Source organism: Thiopseudomonas alkaliphila, assembly GCF_001267175.1.
GTDB lineage: Bacteria > Pseudomonadota > Gammaproteobacteria > Pseudomonadales > Pseudomonadaceae > Oblitimonas > Oblitimonas alkaliphila.
The window spans coordinates 1,711,314-1,729,462 of sequence record NZ_CP012358.1; the positions used below are offsets into that span (position 1 = coordinate 1,711,314).

An 18,149-nucleotide genomic window follows, 5' to 3' on the forward strand; every position below is an offset into this window, starting at 1 on the left:
ACAACACTCAGAAAAAGTCAAACAAAGGTGCAATTCTATCAGTCCTTGATGGTTTTTTCGCCATTAAAACGCCATAACCAAGTTTTTTAGTCGGATATTTTTCTTCTCGCCCCACCATGCTCAGCTCTCTACGACTGAGCGCCAACTGTCTACTCCGATAAAAGGCGCTAAGCTGCCAATTCGGTCGGTCTCCCCAAATCACTGAATTAAGGATCTGTTATGCCTAGCCATCGTCTGCAGCTGTATTTCATTTTTAGCCTCATCTTTATTACCCACTTAAGCGCAATTCACTTCGGCTTAGAGGCTCTGCGGTTGGGCACTAAGCCTTTAATTGGCTTTAGTTTACTGCTCTGGCTGTTATTTGATCAGGCCAATCAAGCGCCCTTTCGTTACTGGCTAGCACTTGCCATAGGCTTTGGCATGCTGGGGGATATTTTCCTGATGCTGCCCGATACGGAAGCCACCTTTATCGCAGGCTTGGGCAGCTTTCTAATCGGCCACCTGTTGTACGTAGTGATTTTTTTACGCCAACAACAATTTAGCTACACAGACTTTAAACAAAATGCCAACGCACGCCTGCTCAAACAAACAAGCTCGGTAATGGCCATCATTGGCTTAGCAATTTATGGCTGCCTGTGGAGCGATCTAGGTACACTCAAATTACCCGTGGCGCTGTATATTTTGGTGATCGCCTTGATGGTGATTAGCGCCATGGGCCGTTATCGGGCAGTGAGCCAACTATCTTTTATTACGGTTCTGATTGGCGCAATTTTATTTGCCGTATCTGACAGTATTTTAGCAATTGATCGCTTTGCCCACCCATTCGCCCAAGCCAATTTCTACATCATGCTGACCTATATGGCTGCCCAGTTTTTGATTGTTAGCCAAACCTTAGTTCGCCGCCCCAACTAATTCGGCACTAAGCTTAGAAGCTAGCCAGTAGACTGACTAAACGTCTAGTAGCCACACAGCAGTGGACGTTTTAGCGTGCAAAGTCCAAGGACTATTGATGGAGCGCTTAGCTATGCAGACTCAACTAGCAGCACCTGCGTTTAATTTCCCTTTATTGCTGGGTTCTTTGCTTAACAGTGGCGTACAAACTGCGCCCTTACAGCAAATTGTGTATCAGGATCAGCAGTATAGTTACCAAGACCTACAGCAACGGGTGCATCAATTAGCCAATGCTTTGCAGCAAGTAGGGCTAAAGTCGGGACAAACCGTTGGCGTGATGGATTGGGATAGCCATCGCTACTTGGAATGTTTTTTTGCCATCCCTATGCTTGGCGCGGTCTTACACACGATTAATGTGCGTTTATCTGCCGAGCAAATTCTCTATACCATTAATCACGCCGAAGACGATGTGCTGCTAATCAATAGCGAGTTTTTGCCCTTGCTCGCCAGCATTGCTGAGCGCATAGAAACGGTTAAAACTCTGATCGTGCTCAATGATCAAGCGCCCTTACCCGAGGCGGTGACGCAAATTGCGCAGTATGTCGGCGAATATGAGCAATTACTCAAAAATGCTCCCACTGGGCCTTGCCCATTTCCTGAGCTAGATGAAAACACCCGCGCCACCACCTTTTACACCACCGGAACCACAGGTTTACCCAAAGGCGTCTATTTCAGCCATAAACAGCTGGTGATGCATACCCTAGCACTACGCAGTGCCACGGCTGGCACTGGCCATGGCCGTTTTAACCAAGACGATGTGTATATGCCAATGACGCCGATGTTTCATGTGCATGCCTGGGGAGTACCGCTGCTGGCCACGCTATTGGGAGTCAAGCAGGTGTATCCAGGGCGCTATGAGCCGGCTAAATTATTACAGCTGATCGAACAGCATCAAGTTAGCTTTACCCATTGCGTGCCTACTATTTTACAAATGCTACTCAAACAAGCCGGCACGAATTATCAGTTTAATGCTTTAAAAATGATTATTGGTGGCGCGGCCTTTCCAGAACCTTTGGCACTACAAGCACTGCGCCAAGGCATTGATGCCTTTACTGGTTATGGCATGAGTGAAACCTGCCCGGTGCTGACCCTGGCTTATTTAACCCCAGCGCAACAGCAACTACCGCTCGAGCAACAAACAGCGATTCGCTGTAAAACCGGTAAACCCATTCCGTTCGTTGAATTACGGATTGTCGACCAAGCCATGCAAGACGTAGCCCATGATGGTCAAGCCCAAGGAGAAATTGTAGTGCGCACCCCTTGGCTTACCCAAGGTTATCTAAAAGATGCTGCAGGTTCAGCCGAGCTATGGGCTGGTGGCTGGCTGCATACAGGTGATATCGCCACTTTAGACGCAGAAGGCCAAGTAAAAATTACCGACCGCATTAAAGATGTGATTAAAACCGGTGGGGAATGGGTTTCGTCATTAGCCATTGAAAACTTTCTGTTACAGCATCCGGCAATTCAAGAGTGTGCAGTGATTGGTGTAACCGATAGCAAATGGGGCGAACGTCCTGTCGCCCTAGTGGTACTCAACACCAAGCTACAGGCCATTGCTAGCGAGCAGTTACAAGCCCACTTACAACAGTTTGTTGATCAAGGTTTACTGTCTAAATTTGGTGTGCCAGATCGTTTTATTAGCCTGGCCGAACTACCAAAAACCAGTGTTGGCAAGCTCAATAAACGACTGCTACGGGAGCAATACCACTAACTCATCCCTCGGCTTTGACTTAACCCGACCACAGAGCTCAGGTATACTGGCAAAAAATTTGCTAAGAGGCAGGTCATGCTAGAAAAACCTATTCCACCCGGTGACTATGATTGCTGTGAAAGTGCCTGCGAGCCTTGTGTTTGGGATATTTATTATGATGAATTGCGCCAGTGGCAAGCGGAGCAAAAGGCTGCAACAGAGCAAACCAAAGAAACTCAGAACTAGAGGCTGGTTCACCAGTATTCTGCTCCGCCGCCACATGCGTGCTAATGCATAAACTCGCTATGCAAAGTGTAGGCAGTATAGGCTGAGACATAGGGTTCGGCCCCAAAAAATTGTCGAACAATAGTTTGGAGCCACAATTCTGACCACAGGACATAATGACGCAAGGCCTTACCGACTTAACCAATACCTGATAATCCCTAGCATTGCGCTAGGTAAGCAACACCTTAGTGAGACAATCCGCCGCGATAAAAAAATGCTCTATGAGCTGATTGCATGTAAGCCAATCCTCCCATAGAGCACCTTGTGTAACGGCAAAGCCTGACCGAGCTTAGCTATCTAAACGCATCACTTTTACCGGTAAGCCTTGACGAATACTGGCTCCGCTAACGTGTTCTAACCATGTAGCAGGCACTTTACGCGTCGGATCGGCAAAGCCTAGATCATTTAAGTTAACCCCAGCTCCCACCCAATCTAATGATGGCTTAGCTTCTCCATCAATTAGATGCTCGCTGGCACCTAGCTCGCGATGGCCAAAACCATGCTCAATACCGATCGCGCCTTGCTTTACCCCCGCACTGACTAACGCCAAACCAATCACTTGACCACCTGGGCTTTCAATCACAATCGTATCGCCATGCTGCACACCAAATCGCTTAGCATCGGCCTCATGCAGCAACACTGGATTGTAAGGTTTAACCATACGCAAACGCTCTAACCCAACCGAATAAGAGTTCATCACGTTGGACTTAAAGGAAAATGCTAATAGCGGCCACTCCTCTAAGGTATAAATCTCACGCATTGGCGTACCATCATAGAAAATCGGTGGCTGAAACTGTGGGTTACCCACATAACGCTCACCGGTACGGCTATCAATTGCAGTCCCTACGTCCTCGTTATACACACACATAGGCCGCAACCACGCATGGCGATGTTGTCCATCTTTAAAGCCTTGGTCATAGTCTTCAAAACGTCCGCCACGGGCATACATATAAGCCACCGGTAACTGTTCATCGTGCTTGAGAGTGCGAGCAATCATCGGCACCAAGCGCTCAATGCCGCCATGCAGCACATCACTTTCAGTGGCATCGGGTAATGGCTGGCCTTGAAAGGCAACGTTAGCCGCAGCGCGTAGATAAAAGTCTTCGGCCTTGTTCAGCGGATGCAAATTACCCTCAGCATCAGGAATGGCGTTATCGCCAAACCCAGGCAAACCTAAACGCTTAGAGACGGCAATTAAAAAGCTATCCATACTTACCGGTTCACCTTCTGCCGTTTTTTGCTGCTTCGGCTCAACCACCGGCCAGCAGGCAGTGGTCATGCGGGTATTGGTTCCACCCCAAGAACCAGTAAAGCCCCACACTTCATACATGACCGAGTCAGGAACTAGATAATCAGCATAACGGTTGGTTTCGTTAATAAAGCCATCCACCCCGATATATAAGCCGATTTTGCTTGGATCTTTAATTGATTCACCAATCAACTTTTCTAGCCCCGCCTGACCATAAATAGGGTTAGCCATGTGTCCAATTACCGCTTTTAACGGATAAGGGTAACCATGCAAGCCCGAGGTAATATGCTCGGTAATCAGCGGTGGAGCTAACGGACGCCAAGGTCCATCGGCAGGATAAGGTGATTGTCCGGCGGCTACCTTGCGCTTAAATTCGGAGGATTTTTGATAGGGAAAGCGTGAGCGCGACAAAAATACGCCTTTAGGCGCTCGTTTACCTGGAAAATCTTCCATGTTGTAGCGCGGACCGGGCCCCACGCCATTAAACTGGCCAGCCGCTTTAATCGCTCCGCCACGCAAGTTAAAACTACCGGCTAAGACGTTAAGCATAGTGACGCCAAAGGAGGCATAAAAGCCATTCGAGGACATCATACCGCCATGGCAATCAGCCACCGATTTTCGTCCATGTTCGATGAATTTATCTGCTATTTCGATAATTTTATCTGCAGGAATCCCACACTCTTTGGCATAGTGCTGCATGCTGTACTGATCAGCAGACTCTTTTAGCTTGGTTAAACTACTCTTAACCGCTACTGGCCCATTAGGCGTAGCAATGGTTTGATCAACAAATAACTGAGCCCGATCCACCGTCATCGAATCGACCAGCTCTCCTTGCTCGCTAAGCACCATAAAGGAGTTATCGTCTGCTTCTAACTCCGTTAAACCTAAATCAGAGCGACGCAAGAAGTGACCCACGCGAGGATGATCTTTAGACTCAATCACTAAATGGGTAGCGTTACTGTGCCCCGGTTCATTAGCCAATTGCGCCGCTTTAGGTGACGGAATGGCCAGATAATCAGCGGCATATCCTTGGGTGTTCAACATATGCTGAATTAAGCCCATAACAAATGCACTATCTGAACCAGGTAAAATTGGCACCCAACGATTACGCTCAGCTGCCGCGTGTGAAGCAGTCGCATTGAGTGCGGGATCTACCACCATATACTCCATTTGACCATGGGCCCGCGCTTCAGCTAATAAACGCCCCTGACGCTTAAAGGGGTTACCGGCTTGGCTAGGAGCTGTACCAATAAATAAGCCAAAGCGGGTATGGGTGTAATCGGGCTTGGCGTGGGCGTTTTTATCCATATCATTCATCGCTGCGCCTGAACCTAAGCGAAACGCTAATCCGCAATAAGGTCCGTGGGCACCAAAATTACGCGTGCCAAAGGCATTAAAGGCAAACCGCCGTAAAATTGCGGTACGCCCATAGTCGGTGGCATCCATCACTAATAACTGATTAGCGATCGGCCCATACTCTGGATTGTCTGGATCAATCAGCGTGTCGTGATCATGCAGTTCACGCAAGCCTTGTACGTGGCCCTCGTCAAATAGATCACCACCTTCACACACTTCTTGTACCAGCTGCTCAAAGGAAATTTTTTGCCACTTCCGCTCACCTCGCTTGCCTACGCGCTTTAAACAATGAGTCAAGCGAAAGGGGCTAGTAATTTGCGCCATCATTGCGTTACCGCGCGCGCAAGCAGTAGAGCGACCCGCTAATCCTTGTTCCTCAAAGCCACTGACACTTTTTAAAGCATCTAATACTGGAGTGGCCTGCGGCAAATGGGGATCACCCGATAGCGGATGATAAGGGTTGCCAATCACACGCAGCACTTCATCAGTCTGATTATCCACCCGTACCCGCACGCCGCATAAGGTGGTGCAGCCGTAACATACTGTAAATGCGGTGCGCTGATTAGGATTCAGGGTTAACTCACCAGTAGCGCTATCAATCGAATACTCGGGCTCTAACGAATTGCCGTGAATCCGATCCTTGGCTTTTTCACCTGAAGTGCCTTTAATTCCGTGTAGCATTTTCTCCAGCGGGCCGGAGTAACCAGCAACAAACGTGGCAACCCCAGCACCAGCGGCAGCGCCTTTTAATAAATTTCGACGTGACTTATCCATGACTCGCAACTCCCCCTACAGCAGTGGATGATGGGTTAGATTGGCGTTGTTCAATGCCACGCCAAGGCACAAAGATTTCAATCAATAAAATAGCGGCCAGCCATAAACCAAAGGTTCCAACAATACCTAAAATGCCTGATGAGCCGAGCGCTACGGTGTAATCATTAAAACCCGCACTGTTACGGGCAATGGTTTGCACATCCATCAGTACCGACCAGCGGAACATCCAGGCCACGTGCAGCGCTAATAAGCCTGCCAACCAGCCATAAGCTTGTAAGCGATAGTTACGACTAATCAGCCAAGCTAATACGGTGAGCACAACACCAGCAACTGCAGCCCATAACGCCATGTTGCGCCAGGTCGCACTGACCTTAACCGAAGCAATGGCAGCCGCTACTGAACTATCAATATCGTTCATGCCGTCTAAATACCAAGTGATAGCGATCAGACCGCATGCAAAGCAGGCAATAAACATCACCGAGAACATTTGCTTATACACGCTGGATTTATTCACGCCAGAGATACGATTCAGCAACGCAATTAAACCGCACGCCCCAACAAGCCCAGTGACTACAAACATCGGTGGTAGCCAAACGGTATTCCATAACGGACGACCTTTCACTACCGCTACCTCAGCACCGGTATAGAGCATGATGCCCAAAGACATAAACAGCGCACCGAGTGTCAATAACGGCACACTAAGTGCTGGCTCGCGCCAGGTACCCAAGGTGACAATTCGTGCTACCCAGCCCTGTAACCCAGGCTCTGTGCGCTGTTCAAACATCTGCGGACGCCAAACCAGCCAGCCTAGTAACACCACTGCGCCCACGTATAACGGCAGCATAAAACTGCCCACACTCATCCACGACCACGGCGTTGGGTGAGCATAAAAATGCCAGAAGCGCAGCGGCTGGTGTAAGTCAGCTAGTAACGCCACAGGCGCAACCAAGGTGGTGCTAACGCAGGCTAGCAAACCTACTTTGGTGGTGGCTTTCCAGTTTTTGGCGCCGAGTAACCCCGGCGCGCTCAACCACAGTGCGCCATAAGAAAGCGCAATTAAGAAGAAATACTGCACCGCCCAGGGATACCAAGCCAAACCATAACGTGGAACTAAAACCTCAGTGACCAGCGAATTCATAACCAATCTCCTTACCTTCTGCGTCGCGCACATCCCAAATACCTGGCGTGGCAACGGGGCGAGAAACAAACTGCTCATCCATGCCGAGGTAAAACACTTGCGGCAGGGTATTTTTTTCAGGTTGTAGCACCATTAATTGCTCACGATGTTCGGCAATTAAGCGGCTAATTTGGCTATTCGGATCACGCATATCGCCAATAATCCGCGCTCCTCCCACGCACGACTCAACACAAGCTGGCAACAAGTTAGCTTCTAAGCGGTGGGCACAGAAGGTGCATTTATCTGCCGTTTGCGTGGTTTCATTAATAAAGCGCGCATCGTAAGGGCAAGCATTAACGCAATAAGCACAGCCAACGCAGCGATCGTTATCTACTACAACAATGCCATCCTCACGCTGAAAGGTAGCTTGCACTGGGCAAACGGGTACACAGGGCGGGTTATCACAGTGATTACATAAACGCGGCAACATAAAGGTAGCGCAGTCACCACTGACTGCATCTTCGACTTCAAACTGGGAGACAATGGTACGGAAATTGCCCATCGGTGCTTGGTTTTCAATATGACACGATACCGTACAGGCTTGGCAGCCTATACAGCGGCGCAAATCAATCAGCATGCCGTAACGCTTTTCAGGGTTACCCTCACGTCGTGGTGGCTGATCATTGATACCCGCTTGAGCTATGCTCGCCAAGGGGACTAGCGCTGCTCCCGCTGTCAGCCGGGCTAACTGCCCTAACAGCGAGCGACGTATAAAATCCATGTCGGCCTCCTCAGGCTCTTCTCATACTTATGACTGAGGAAGATACAAGACTCCAAATCACGCAATACTGATGGGCATCAATGTATTGCTTAGCCAATTATGCGCTATATTTTTTAAGATATAGCGCAGACCCGTGGGTCAATAGGGCGCACTGTGCACACTTAATAGCGCCAGAAGGCAGGAGATAACAAAATCACTAAAGAAAAAATTTCTAAGCGCCCCAGCACCATGGCCAAACTTAAGACCAATTTGGCACCACTAGGCAATAACGCATAGTGTGCTGCTGCTTCACCAAAGGCTGGCCCTAAGTTGTTCATACTGGAGGCTAAACTAGAAAACGCGGTAACTGGGTCAACGCCCAAGGCCAACAACACCAGCAGCAATACAATAAAGGTCACCACATACATTGCGCAAAACCCCCAGACCGACTCAATCACTCGATCAGGCACCTTGCGCTTGCCCAGCTTAACGGTAAAGACCCCACTGGGATGCAATAGACGATGAATTTCACGCTGACCTTGGCGATACACCAACATAACGCGCATCACCTTCATTCCCCCACCGGTTGAGCCAGCACAAGCGCCAATAAAGGCGGTAAATAACAGTAAATACGGCAAGAATGTGGGCCAGCTACTAAAGTCGTCGACACCAAAGCCAGTTGTGGTAGCCACCGAAACCACCTGAAAGGCTGCAAAACGTAAGCTATGGGTCCAGTCATCGTGGGTGCTATACAGCAACAGCACCACCAAAGTTAAAGCAAAAGTGCCAGCTAAAATTTTCAAAAAGGTCATGCACTCGGCATCTTTCAAATAAGTAAAGATTGAGCCACTGCGCAAGGCCGCAAAGTGCAAGCCAAAGTTAATCCCAGAGAACGCCATAAAGAAAATACAAATAGCTTCAATTAATGGGCTATCAAAATAGCCAATACTGGCGTCGTGGGTAGAAAAACCGCCAATCGCAATCGTCGAAAAACTATGGCCAACGGCATCAAATAAACTCATGCCCGCCGCCCAATAAGCCAAAGCACAGAGCACCGTTAAACCGCAATAAATCATCCACAGGGTTTTGGCCGTATCGGCAATGCGTGGTGAAAGCTTATTTTCTTTTAATGGGCCAGGCATTTCGGTGCGATATAACTGCATACCGCCCACTCCTAACATCGGCATAATCGCTACTGCTAATACCACAATTCCCATACCCCCTAACCACTGCAATTGTTGGCGGTAATATAGAATTGCGCGCGGCAATTGATCGATACCCGTTAGCACAGTCGCGCCGGTGGTGCTTAAACCCGAAAAAGCTTCAAATAACGAGTCAGTAATCCCCATCAAGGGACTGTTCGATAGTAAAAAAGGAATCGACCCGAAGGTGCCCAGTACCACCCAGAATAACGCTGTAATTAAATACCCGTCACGTACCCGCATTTCGGCTCTGGCTTTACGGGTCGGTAACCAAGCAAAAAAACCAGTCAGTAGGGTAATTAAAAACGCGCCGGTAAAGCTTAACCAAGTGCCTTCGGCATAATAAATATCCATGATAATGGGCGGCACATGACTGAGGCTAAAGGTCATGAGCAAGATTCCCACAATTCGGCAAATGGCAGCAAAGTGCATAAAAAACTCGTCGTTAAATCAGCTGATTAGCGGTAATAGTGGCTTAAAAAAAGGTGAGTCCCGGCTGGAATAAGAGCTCAACGTCACGAATATACTTTTTATCCATGACAAAGATAATCACATGGTCTTCGGCTTGAATCACCGCCTGATCATCACTAATTAATACCTCTTCATCACGAATAATCGCACCAATGGTTGCCCCCGGTGGCAAGCGAATATCTTTCACTTTACGCCCAATGACCTTGCTCGAGCGCTTATCACCATGGGCAATCGCCTCGATCGCTTCAGCAGCGCCACGGCGCAATGAGTGCACGCTTACAATATCGCCCCGCCGCACATGGGTTAATAAGGTGCCTAAGGTCGCTAACTGCGGACTAATTGCAATATCAATCGCACCACCTTGGACCAAATCAGCATAGGCGGGGTTATTAATAATCGCCATCACCTTACGCGCACCCAAGCGTTTAGCCAGCAAGGACGCCATAATATTGGCCTCATCATCATTGGTTAAGGCCAAAAAGATATCAGCCTCATCAATATTTTCTTCAACCAGTAAGTCTCGATCTGAAGCACTGCCCTGCAACACCACCGTGGTATCTAAGCTGTCTGACAGATACCTACAGCGTGAGGGATTAATTTCAATAATTTTTACCTGATAGCGGCTTTCAATTGCTTCGGCTAAGCGCTCACCAATGTGTCCGCCGCCAGCAATAATGACTTTGCGATAGCTGTCTTCAAGGCGCCGCATTTCACTCATTACATCGCGAATATGATTCCGTGCAGCAATAAAGAACACTTCATCATCTACCTCAATCACGGTATCGCCTTTCGGTAAAATCGGTCGATCACGGCGAAAAATGGCTGCCACTCGGGTATTAATATTCGGCATATGGGCGTGCAGTTGACGTAACTCTTGCCCCACTAATGGCCCGCCATAATAGGCTTTGACGCAGACTAACTGCGCTTTACCTTCAGCAAAGTCCAGTACCTGTAAAGCACCCGGGTACTCAATTAAGCGCTTAATGTAGTTAGTGACTGCTTGTTCGGGACTGATCAGTACATCAATCGGAATCGCATCGTTATCAAATAGTCCGGTACGGGTGAGATACGCCGACTCCCGTACACGCGCAATTTTCGTTGGGGTACGAAACAGAGTATGCGCCACCTGACAGGCAATCATGTTGGTTTCATCACTGCTAGTTACCGCCACCAGCATATCGGCATCATCGGCGCCGGCTTGGCGTAACACCGTTGGGTAAGAACAGTGACCAACCACCGTACCAATATCTAGGCGATCACCCAGATCGCGCAAACGCTCAACGTTGGTATCGACAATCGTAATATCGTTGGCTTCACTGGCGAGCAATTCTGCTAAGGTTCCGCCCACTTGCCCTGCACCTAGAATAATAATTTTCATTGCCTTGCTACTCTACTCAGCGGCCTTAACTAAGCGCGCATAATAAAAACCATCGTGTCCTTGGGCTTGGGGAAACAACTGACGCCCCGCTGGCTGTTCAAGACCAAACTCCGCTTTAATCGACCACTGCTCGGCCCCTGGGGTTCGCGCTAAAAAGGCCTCAACCACCTGAGTGTTTTCTTCAGGCAAAATTGAGCAGGTCGCATACAGCAGCACACCGCCTGGTTTTAGGGTCTGCCATAACACATCCAATAATTCCCCTTGCAGCGTAGCTAAGGCTGGAATATCAGCCGCCTGACGGGTGATTTTAATATCAGGATTGCGCCGAATCACCCCAGTTGCTGAGCAAGGGGCATCTAATAAAATCCGATCAAATAACTGGCCGTCCCACCACTGCTCAAGCTGGCGCGCATCTCCAGCTTTTAGTTGAGCAGTTAACTGTAACCGCGCTAGGTTTTCTGCTACCCGTTTGAGGCGATGGGGCTCTAGATCAATAGCTATCAGTTCCTGCAAATTAGCTTCAGTTTCCAGAATATGGCAGGTTTTACCCCCGGGGGCGCAGCAGGCATCTAATACCCGTTGCCCAGCGTGTAAATCGAGCAAACCCGCTGATAATTGCGCCGCCTCATCTTGCACACTGACCCAGCCTTCAGCAAAGTGCGGCAACTCATACACCGAACACGGCTTATCTAAGGTAATTCCTACATCGCTGTACGCAGTTGCTTTGGCTGCAATCCCCTGCTCAGCCAATAAGGCTAGGTAATCAGCTTGATTGATACGCTGCTGGTTCACCCGCAAGGTAAACGGCGGATACTGATTTGCCTGCTCGCAAATTGCCAACCAGTGTTCTGGCCACACCGCTTTTAGCTGCTTTTGTAGCCAGCGAGGATGGGCAGTGACCACTACTGGATCTTTTTGTAACTGTTGTAACTGCTCTGCCCCTTCAGCTTGCGCTTTACGCAACACCGCATTTAATAAGCCTTTAGCCCATTTTTTCTTCAGTCCAGCAGCGGCATTGACTGTTTCGCTAATCGCCGCATGCTCTGGAATGCGCATATACAGCAACTGATACAAACCAATAAATAATAATGCCTGCACATCACTATCGGCACGGCGAAATGGCTTTTCCAGCCACTGATTGGCCAACACCTCTAACTGGGGAAACCAGCGCGCCGTACCTAAGGCCAATTCTTGGACCAGTGCTCGATCCTGCTCGGCAACCCGATCTAGCTGTGCTGGCAAGCTGCCATTCAGTGAGGCTTTTCCAGCAATCACCGCGCCTAATGCTTGGGCCGCTGCTAAACGCGCACTCATAAATCAAACACCGCGCCTACGGGAAATAGCTCCTGCTTACTATTGAGCACATCAGTCACACTCATGGCTCTGGCGTTGGGTAGCTGAATCCGAGTTAAACGCAGTGCCCCCTCGCCACAGGCCACCACTAAGCCCTCACGTTCCGCAGCCAGAATAGTACCCGGAGCTGCAGATGTATTATTTTCTAAAACGGGTTCCGCAGCATGCACCTTAATCACTTGGCCATTAAGTTGTGAGTGGCTCACTGGCCAAGGGTTAAATGCCCGAATTTGCTGATCCAACTCAGTCGCTGACTGCTGCCAGTTTAGTTTTGCTTCCGCTTTGCTGAGCTTGTGAGCGTAATTGGCAAGGCTGTCATCCTGCTTTTCTGCCTGCATTGTTCCTTCAGCTAGCTGCTGTAACACCTCAAGCACGGCGGCCGAACCCAGCTCAGCAAGACGATCATGCAAGCTGCCACCGGTATCTTGGGCAGTAATCGGCGTGCTGACTTTATGCAACATCGGTCCAGTATCTAGCCCCGCTTCCATCTGCATCACAGTCACGCCTGTGACATCATCACCGGCTTCAATCGCTCGCTGAATCGGCGCTGCTCCACGCCAACGGGGCAATAGCGATGCATGGCTATTAATGCAGCCTAGACGCGGCATATCCAGCACTGCTTGCGGTAAAATTAAACCGTAGGCCACCACTACCATTAGGTCTGGCTTAAGCTCAGCTAACTCTGCTTGAGCAGCAGCATCACGTAAAGTTAAGGGTTGAAAAACGGGGATATTATGCGCCAATGCTAATTGCTTAACCGGACTCGCTACCAATTTCTGCCCACGACCTGCTGGGCGATCAGGCTGACTGTAAACACCTATCACCTCATGGACTCCCTGCTGCAAAATAGCCTGTAAATGGCTGGCAGCAAACTCTGGCGTACCGGCAAACACAATGCGTAACGATTTAGACATAACACCCTCACAATTCAATGGCAAAGACCAATAGATTCAGTCTTGCCTAAACAAAATTAGCCTTTATGCGCGAACATAAAGGCTAATTTTTAATCACCTACCACTCAGCGCGACTGGGCGCGATGTTGTTTTTCGAGTTTTTTCTTGATTCGATCACGCTTTAGATTCGACAAATAATCAACAAATAACTTGCCATTCAAGTGATCACACTCATGCTGAATGCACACGGCTAACAAACCTTCGGCAATCAGTTCAAAGGGCTTACCCTCTCTATCTAAGGCGTTTACCTTAACTTTTAACGGACGATCAACATCTTCATAAAAACCAGGCACTGATAAACAGCCCTCTTGGTACTTATCAGTTTCATCACACAGCACTTCTAGCTCTGGATTAATAAATACCATCGGCTCGGACTTATCTTCCGATAAATCCATCACCACCACACGTTTATGCACGTTGACTTGGGTGGCTGCCAAGCCAATACCCGGTGCTTCATACATGGTTTCGAACATATCGTCGATCAGGGTACGTAACTCATCATCCACCTGATCTACAGGTTGCGCGATAGTTCTCAACCTAGGATCGGGAAACTCTAAAATTGTTAAAATGGCCATAAACCTACATCAAATAAATAGTATGTGAACTAAAGTCACAGTTGCGATGAGACAGGATACGTCATCAATAAAAACATAAACTCTATTATAATAAACTTTATGTTAGCCGCCTGACGTTTTAGTTTCTGACATATGATAAAGGGATTCATTATATGAGATATGAGAAAAACTTCATTCAACTCGATATTTTCTAAATGCTGGCTTCTTCTAGGAAAACCATCATTTACAGCAAGCTGACTGTCGCCCCTAGGGTGCAGTGCTTGTAAACAAGTTTTCATGAGCTTCGAGAGTCAAAAACTTATGCTCACAATGAAGTATATTTCAGACCAGCAATCGAGACTGATTATAGTACAACTACTGTTACTCTGAATTAACACAAGAAAACAGCTAACGAGCAAGGATCTGCTATGTCTTTATCCCAAACTGAAATTGCGGCACGGATTTTACTGCAGTCTCTGCCTGAGATTGGGGTAAAGCGTTACCAAGGCTTACTCCAACACTTTACCAGCGCCCATGCAGCTTTAACTGCTGATGCTGAAGAATGGCGTCAACTACGCTTACCTGCCAAAAGTATCGCCGCGCGTAAACACTCAGATTACCTGCAACTTACTGATCGAACCTTAGCCTGGTTAGCCCAGCCAAATCATCATGTATTTTTTATTGATCAAGCTGATTATCCGTTTTTATTAAAAAATACTGCTGGTGCACCGAATCTGCTGTTTGCCATGGGTGATCATTCGATTATTGAACAGCCGCAACTGGCCATCGTTGGCAGTCGTAATGCCAGCGTAAGTAGCAAACAGACTGCTTTTCAATTTAGTAAAGCCCTCAGTAGTGCCGGCTTTGTGGTCACCAGTGGCTTAGCCCAAGGCATTGATGCGGCCGCCCATGAAGGCGCCGTTGCCGTTAACCAACCGACCATCGCCGTAGTGGGTACTGGTTTAAATCAAGTCTATCCTGCGCGCCATCGGCCTTTGCAAGAAGCTATTTTGCAACATGGTGGACTGATTTTGTCTGAGTTACCACTCGACAGCCAACCACTGGCGGCGCACTTTCCTAGGCGCAATCGAATTATTAGTGGCCTCGCGTTAGGCGTGTTAGTGGTAGAAGCCAGCCCCAATAGCGGCTCTTTAATTACGGCGCGCCTTGCCGCTGAACAAGGACGTGAGGTCTATGCCATTCCCGGCTCAATTCATTACCCAGGAGCACGAGGCTGCCACCAATTAATTCGTGAAGGAGCCACCTTAGTTGAAACCGTTGAGCATACTTTAGAAGAGCTGCAAAGCTGGAAGTCGCTTCCAGAATCATCAGCAGCGGCCCTAGATAGCCATAGCGAACTGCCCGTGCAGCAACAACAGCTGTTGCAGTTGATTCAGGCCGAACGTTATCAAACCGAAGAGCTGGCAGCCCTTAGTCAACTCACTATTCCAGACCTATTACCCCTACTGACTGACCTAGAAATCTTGGGCTTAATTAGCAATGAGAATGGCCTCTGGCTGTATCACTCACGAAAAAACAGTTTAATATAACGGCTCTTTTTAACGCGAGAGTAGCTATGGCCAGTCAGTGGCAGATTCAACATGCAGCGCAGCTTATTCAGCAAGGCGGCGTTATTGCTTACCCCACCGAAGCGGTCTGGGGCTTAGGCTGTGACCCTTATAATGAGCAAGCGGTGCGCCGGATTCTGGCAATTAAACAACGCCCCATGCATAAAGGCTTAATCGTAATTGCCGGCGCCATCGAGCAGTTTGCCGAACTGTTACAAGACCTTAACCCTGAACAGCTGCAACAACTGCAAGCTTCCTGGCCTGGCCCTAACACTTGGCTGGTGCCCCATAAACAGCGCCTGCCCCACTGGGTTACCGGAGAACACCGTACTGTAGCCTTAAGAGTGTCTGATCATCCACTGGTGCAACAATTATGTGCGCTGACTGGACCGATTATTTCCACCTCTGCCAATCCTGCGGGCTTACCGGCTGCAACTTCAAGGCTTCGGATCGAGCAATATTTCCATCAACAACTCGATGCCATACTGGATGCCCCCTTAGGTGGCTACCGCTCACCTAGCTTAATTCGTGATCTAAGCACAGGGGCCGTCATCCGTCCTATGTAGCATGGGTTAGATAGCTCGCTTACAGCCTGGCAATGGTATGCTTGCAGGCCTATTTATTTTTTAATTGACGATCTTGGTCTGGGAGTTAATCGTGACTAATTCATTTGAGGCTGTAAAAGCCTATATGCTTGATCTACAAGACCGCATTTGCGCTGCCTTTGAAGAAGCCGATGGACAAGCAACCTTTTTTGAAGATAAATGGGAGCGAGAAGCAGGAGGCGGCGGCCGTACTCGAGTGATTGCCGATGGCGCCCTGATCGAAAAAGGCGGCGTGAACTTTTCCCACGTGTATGGTGGTCAACTACCCGCTTCAGCCAGCGCCATTCGACCAGAACTAGCTGGGCGCTCATTTCAAGCAATGGGCGTATCCTTAGTGATTCACCCAGAAAATCCACATATCCCCACCTCTCACGCTAATATTCGTCTATTTGTTGCTGAAAAAGAGGGTGAAGAACCTATTTGGTGGTTTGGCGGCGGCTTTGACCTAACGCCTTACTATGGTGTTGAAGAAGATTGCGTCCATTGGCACCAAGTTGCTCACGATGCCTGCGCGCCCTTTGGCGAAGAGATCTACCCTGAGTTTAAGCAATGGTGTGATGAGTATTTTTATCTAAAATATCGCGATGAGCCACGGGGCATTGGTGGGCTATTTTTTGATGACCTAAATCGCTGGGATTTTGCCACCTGTTTTGCTTTCACCCAAGCTGTGGGCGAGGCCTATTTACACGCTTACCTGCCCATTGTTGAACGTCGCCGTAACATTCCCTTCACTGAACAACAACGCGCCTTCCAAGCCCATCGCCGTGGCCGTTATGTCGAGTTTAACTTAGTATTTGACCGCGGCACCTTATTTGGCCTGCAGTCGGGTGGCCGCACTGAATCAATCTTAATGTCTTTACCACCGGTAGTTCGCTGGAGTTATGACTGGCAAGCCGAGCCTGGCTCTGCCGAAGCACAACTGACTAAGTTTTACCTGAAAAACCGTGACTGGTTAGGCGAGGCCTATCAATAATGGATCGCTACGCAGTTTTTGGAAATCCTATTGCCCATAGTAAGTCGCCCTTTATTCATCAGGAGTTTGCTGCTTTTCATGCCCAAAGCATGCAATATAGCCGTGTATTAGCGCCTCTTGATAATTTTGCCGAGACACTGAAACAGTTTTTTAACACAGGGCAAGGGGCTAATATTACGGTGCCTTTTAAAGAGCAAGCTTTTGCTCTAGCCGACCAGCTAACAGAGCGAGCGCAACAAGCAGGCGCAGTAAATACCTTAAAAAAACTTAGTGATGGTCGCTTACTGGGTGATAACACCGATGGTGCAGGATTGGTTAATGATTTATTAATCAATCAAGTCCCTTTACAAGGGCAAAAGATTTTACTGGTTGGTGCCGGTGGCGCTGCCCGTGGAGTTATTGAGCCATTGCTGGCCCACCAGCCAGCGGAGCTAACCATTGCTAACCGAACGGTCAGCAAAGCCGAGCAGCTAGCCACTGAGTTTGCGCACCTTGGCCCCGTCAGTGCCTGCGGTTTTGATTGGATCAGCGCCCCAGTTGATCTTATTATCAATGCGACTTCAGCCAGCCTTACTGGCGAGTTACCACCCCTCCACGCTAATTTGATCAGCCGCGACCACACAGTAAGCTATGACATGATGTATGGCGCTGAAACCACCGTCTTTAGTCAGTGGGCGCAGCAGCTAGGTGCAGCCAAAAGCTTAGATGGCTTAGGTATGCTGGTGGGCCAAGCAGCAGAATCATTTAAACTATGGCGTGGCATTTATCCGGCTAACACCCAAGCCGTAATTGAAAAACTACGCCAACAACTCTAACGGTATCACTCCTAGCTCTCAGCCTGAGCGGCTAGGAGTGATTTCTTAGTCATTCTCAACATCTCAGCAACTTCCTGTCTTTTAAACGAATTTAG

Annotated in this window: 15 protein-coding genes; 7 read left to right on the plus strand and 8 right to left on the minus strand. The window is 48.7% G+C overall.

Features of this window, described 5'->3' with window-relative positions; genetic code table 11:
- Positions 1-219: 219 nt before the first annotated feature.
- The 3 genes from AKN87_RS08280 (at position 220) to AKN87_RS12125 (ending at position 2,887) form a co-directional block, all read left to right on the plus strand.
- Positions 220-912 carry a lysoplasmalogenase gene (locus AKN87_RS08280; protein ID WP_053103125.1) on the plus strand — a complete coding sequence of 231 codons (693 nt, stop codon included), beginning with the start codon at positions 220-222 and terminating at the stop codon, positions 910-912.
- Between the two features lie 112 nt (positions 913-1,024).
- Positions 1,025-2,662, plus strand: a complete 1,638-nt coding sequence (locus AKN87_RS08285; RefSeq protein WP_053103656.1) for a fatty acid--CoA ligase — start codon at positions 1,025-1,027, stop codon at positions 2,660-2,662.
- Between the two features lie 75 nt (positions 2,663-2,737).
- Positions 2,738-2,887 carry an oxidoreductase-like domain-containing protein gene (locus AKN87_RS12125; RefSeq protein ID WP_080995537.1) on the plus strand — a complete coding sequence of 50 codons (150 nt, stop codon included), beginning with the start codon at positions 2,738-2,740 and terminating at the stop codon, positions 2,885-2,887.
- 328 nt (positions 2,888-3,215) lie between these two features.
- On the opposite strand, the gene AKN87_RS08290 is transcribed toward AKN87_RS12125, so the two are convergent.
- The 8 genes from AKN87_RS08290 to def all read right to left on the minus strand — a co-directional run bounded on the left by AKN87_RS08290 (position 3,216) and on the right by def (position 14,114).
- Positions 3,216-6,305, minus strand: coding sequence for a molybdopterin dinucleotide binding domain-containing protein (locus AKN87_RS08290; protein ID WP_053103126.1), 3,090 nt, complete (start codon positions 6,303-6,305; stop codon positions 3,216-3,218).
- Entirely contained in the window at positions 6,298-7,443 is a 1,146-nt protein-coding gene (gene nrfD / locus AKN87_RS08295; RefSeq protein WP_053103127.1) for an NrfD/PsrC family molybdoenzyme membrane anchor subunit, read from the minus strand. The genes AKN87_RS08290 and nrfD overlap by 8 nt, the downstream gene beginning before the upstream one ends.
- The gene (gene dsrO / locus AKN87_RS08300; protein ID WP_053103128.1) at positions 7,424-8,203 is read right to left on the minus strand and encodes a sulfate reduction electron transfer complex DsrMKJOP subunit DsrO; all 780 of its coding nucleotides are present in this window, start codon (positions 8,201-8,203) and stop codon (positions 7,424-7,426) included. Before dsrO ends, nrfD begins: the two co-directional genes overlap by 20 nt.
- Before the next feature lie 161 nt (positions 8,204-8,364).
- On the minus strand, positions 8,365-9,816 hold the full coding sequence (locus AKN87_RS08305; protein ID WP_053100686.1) for a TrkH family potassium uptake protein: 1,452 nt from the start codon (positions 9,814-9,816) through the stop codon (positions 8,365-8,367).
- A gap of 43 nt (positions 9,817-9,859) precedes the next feature.
- Positions 9,860-11,233: a Trk system potassium transporter TrkA gene (gene trkA, locus AKN87_RS08310; protein WP_053103129.1), complete on the minus strand. Its 1,374-nt coding sequence runs from the start codon at positions 11,231-11,233 to the stop codon at positions 9,860-9,862.
- A gap of 12 nt (positions 11,234-11,245) precedes the next feature.
- Positions 11,246-12,547, minus strand: coding sequence for a 16S rRNA (cytosine(967)-C(5))-methyltransferase RsmB (gene rsmB / locus AKN87_RS08315; protein WP_053103130.1), 1,302 nt, complete (start codon positions 12,545-12,547; stop codon positions 11,246-11,248).
- On the minus strand, positions 12,544-13,500 hold the full coding sequence (gene fmt, locus AKN87_RS08320; protein WP_053103131.1) for a methionyl-tRNA formyltransferase: 957 nt from the start codon (positions 13,498-13,500) through the stop codon (positions 12,544-12,546). The genes rsmB and fmt overlap by 4 nt, the downstream gene beginning before the upstream one ends.
- 104 nt (positions 13,501-13,604) lie before the next feature.
- Entirely contained in the window at positions 13,605-14,114 is a 510-nt protein-coding gene (gene def / locus AKN87_RS08325) for a peptide deformylase (protein WP_053100690.1), read from the minus strand.
- 407 nt (positions 14,115-14,521) lie between these two features.
- Between def and dprA the strand changes: the two genes are divergently transcribed.
- The 4 genes from dprA to aroE all read left to right on the plus strand — a co-directional run bounded on the left by dprA (position 14,522) and on the right by aroE (position 18,054).
- On the plus strand, positions 14,522-15,643 hold the full coding sequence (dprA, locus tag AKN87_RS08335; RefSeq protein ID WP_053103132.1) for a DNA-processing protein DprA: 1,122 nt from the start codon (positions 14,522-14,524) through the stop codon (positions 15,641-15,643).
- 26 nt (positions 15,644-15,669) lie between these two features.
- Positions 15,670-16,227 (plus strand): L-threonylcarbamoyladenylate synthase, encoded by a 558-nt coding sequence (locus tag AKN87_RS08340; RefSeq protein WP_053103133.1) that lies wholly within the window; start codon positions 15,670-15,672, stop codon positions 16,225-16,227.
- Positions 16,228-16,318: 91 nt separating this feature from the next.
- Positions 16,319-17,239, plus strand: a complete 921-nt coding sequence (gene hemF / locus AKN87_RS08345) for an oxygen-dependent coproporphyrinogen oxidase (protein ID WP_053103134.1) — start codon at positions 16,319-16,321, stop codon at positions 17,237-17,239.
- Positions 17,239-18,054, plus strand: coding sequence for a shikimate dehydrogenase (gene aroE / locus AKN87_RS08350; protein ID WP_053100695.1), 816 nt, complete (start codon positions 17,239-17,241; stop codon positions 18,052-18,054). Before hemF ends, aroE begins: the two co-directional genes overlap by 1 nt.
- Positions 18,055-18,149 lie beyond the last annotated feature (95 nt).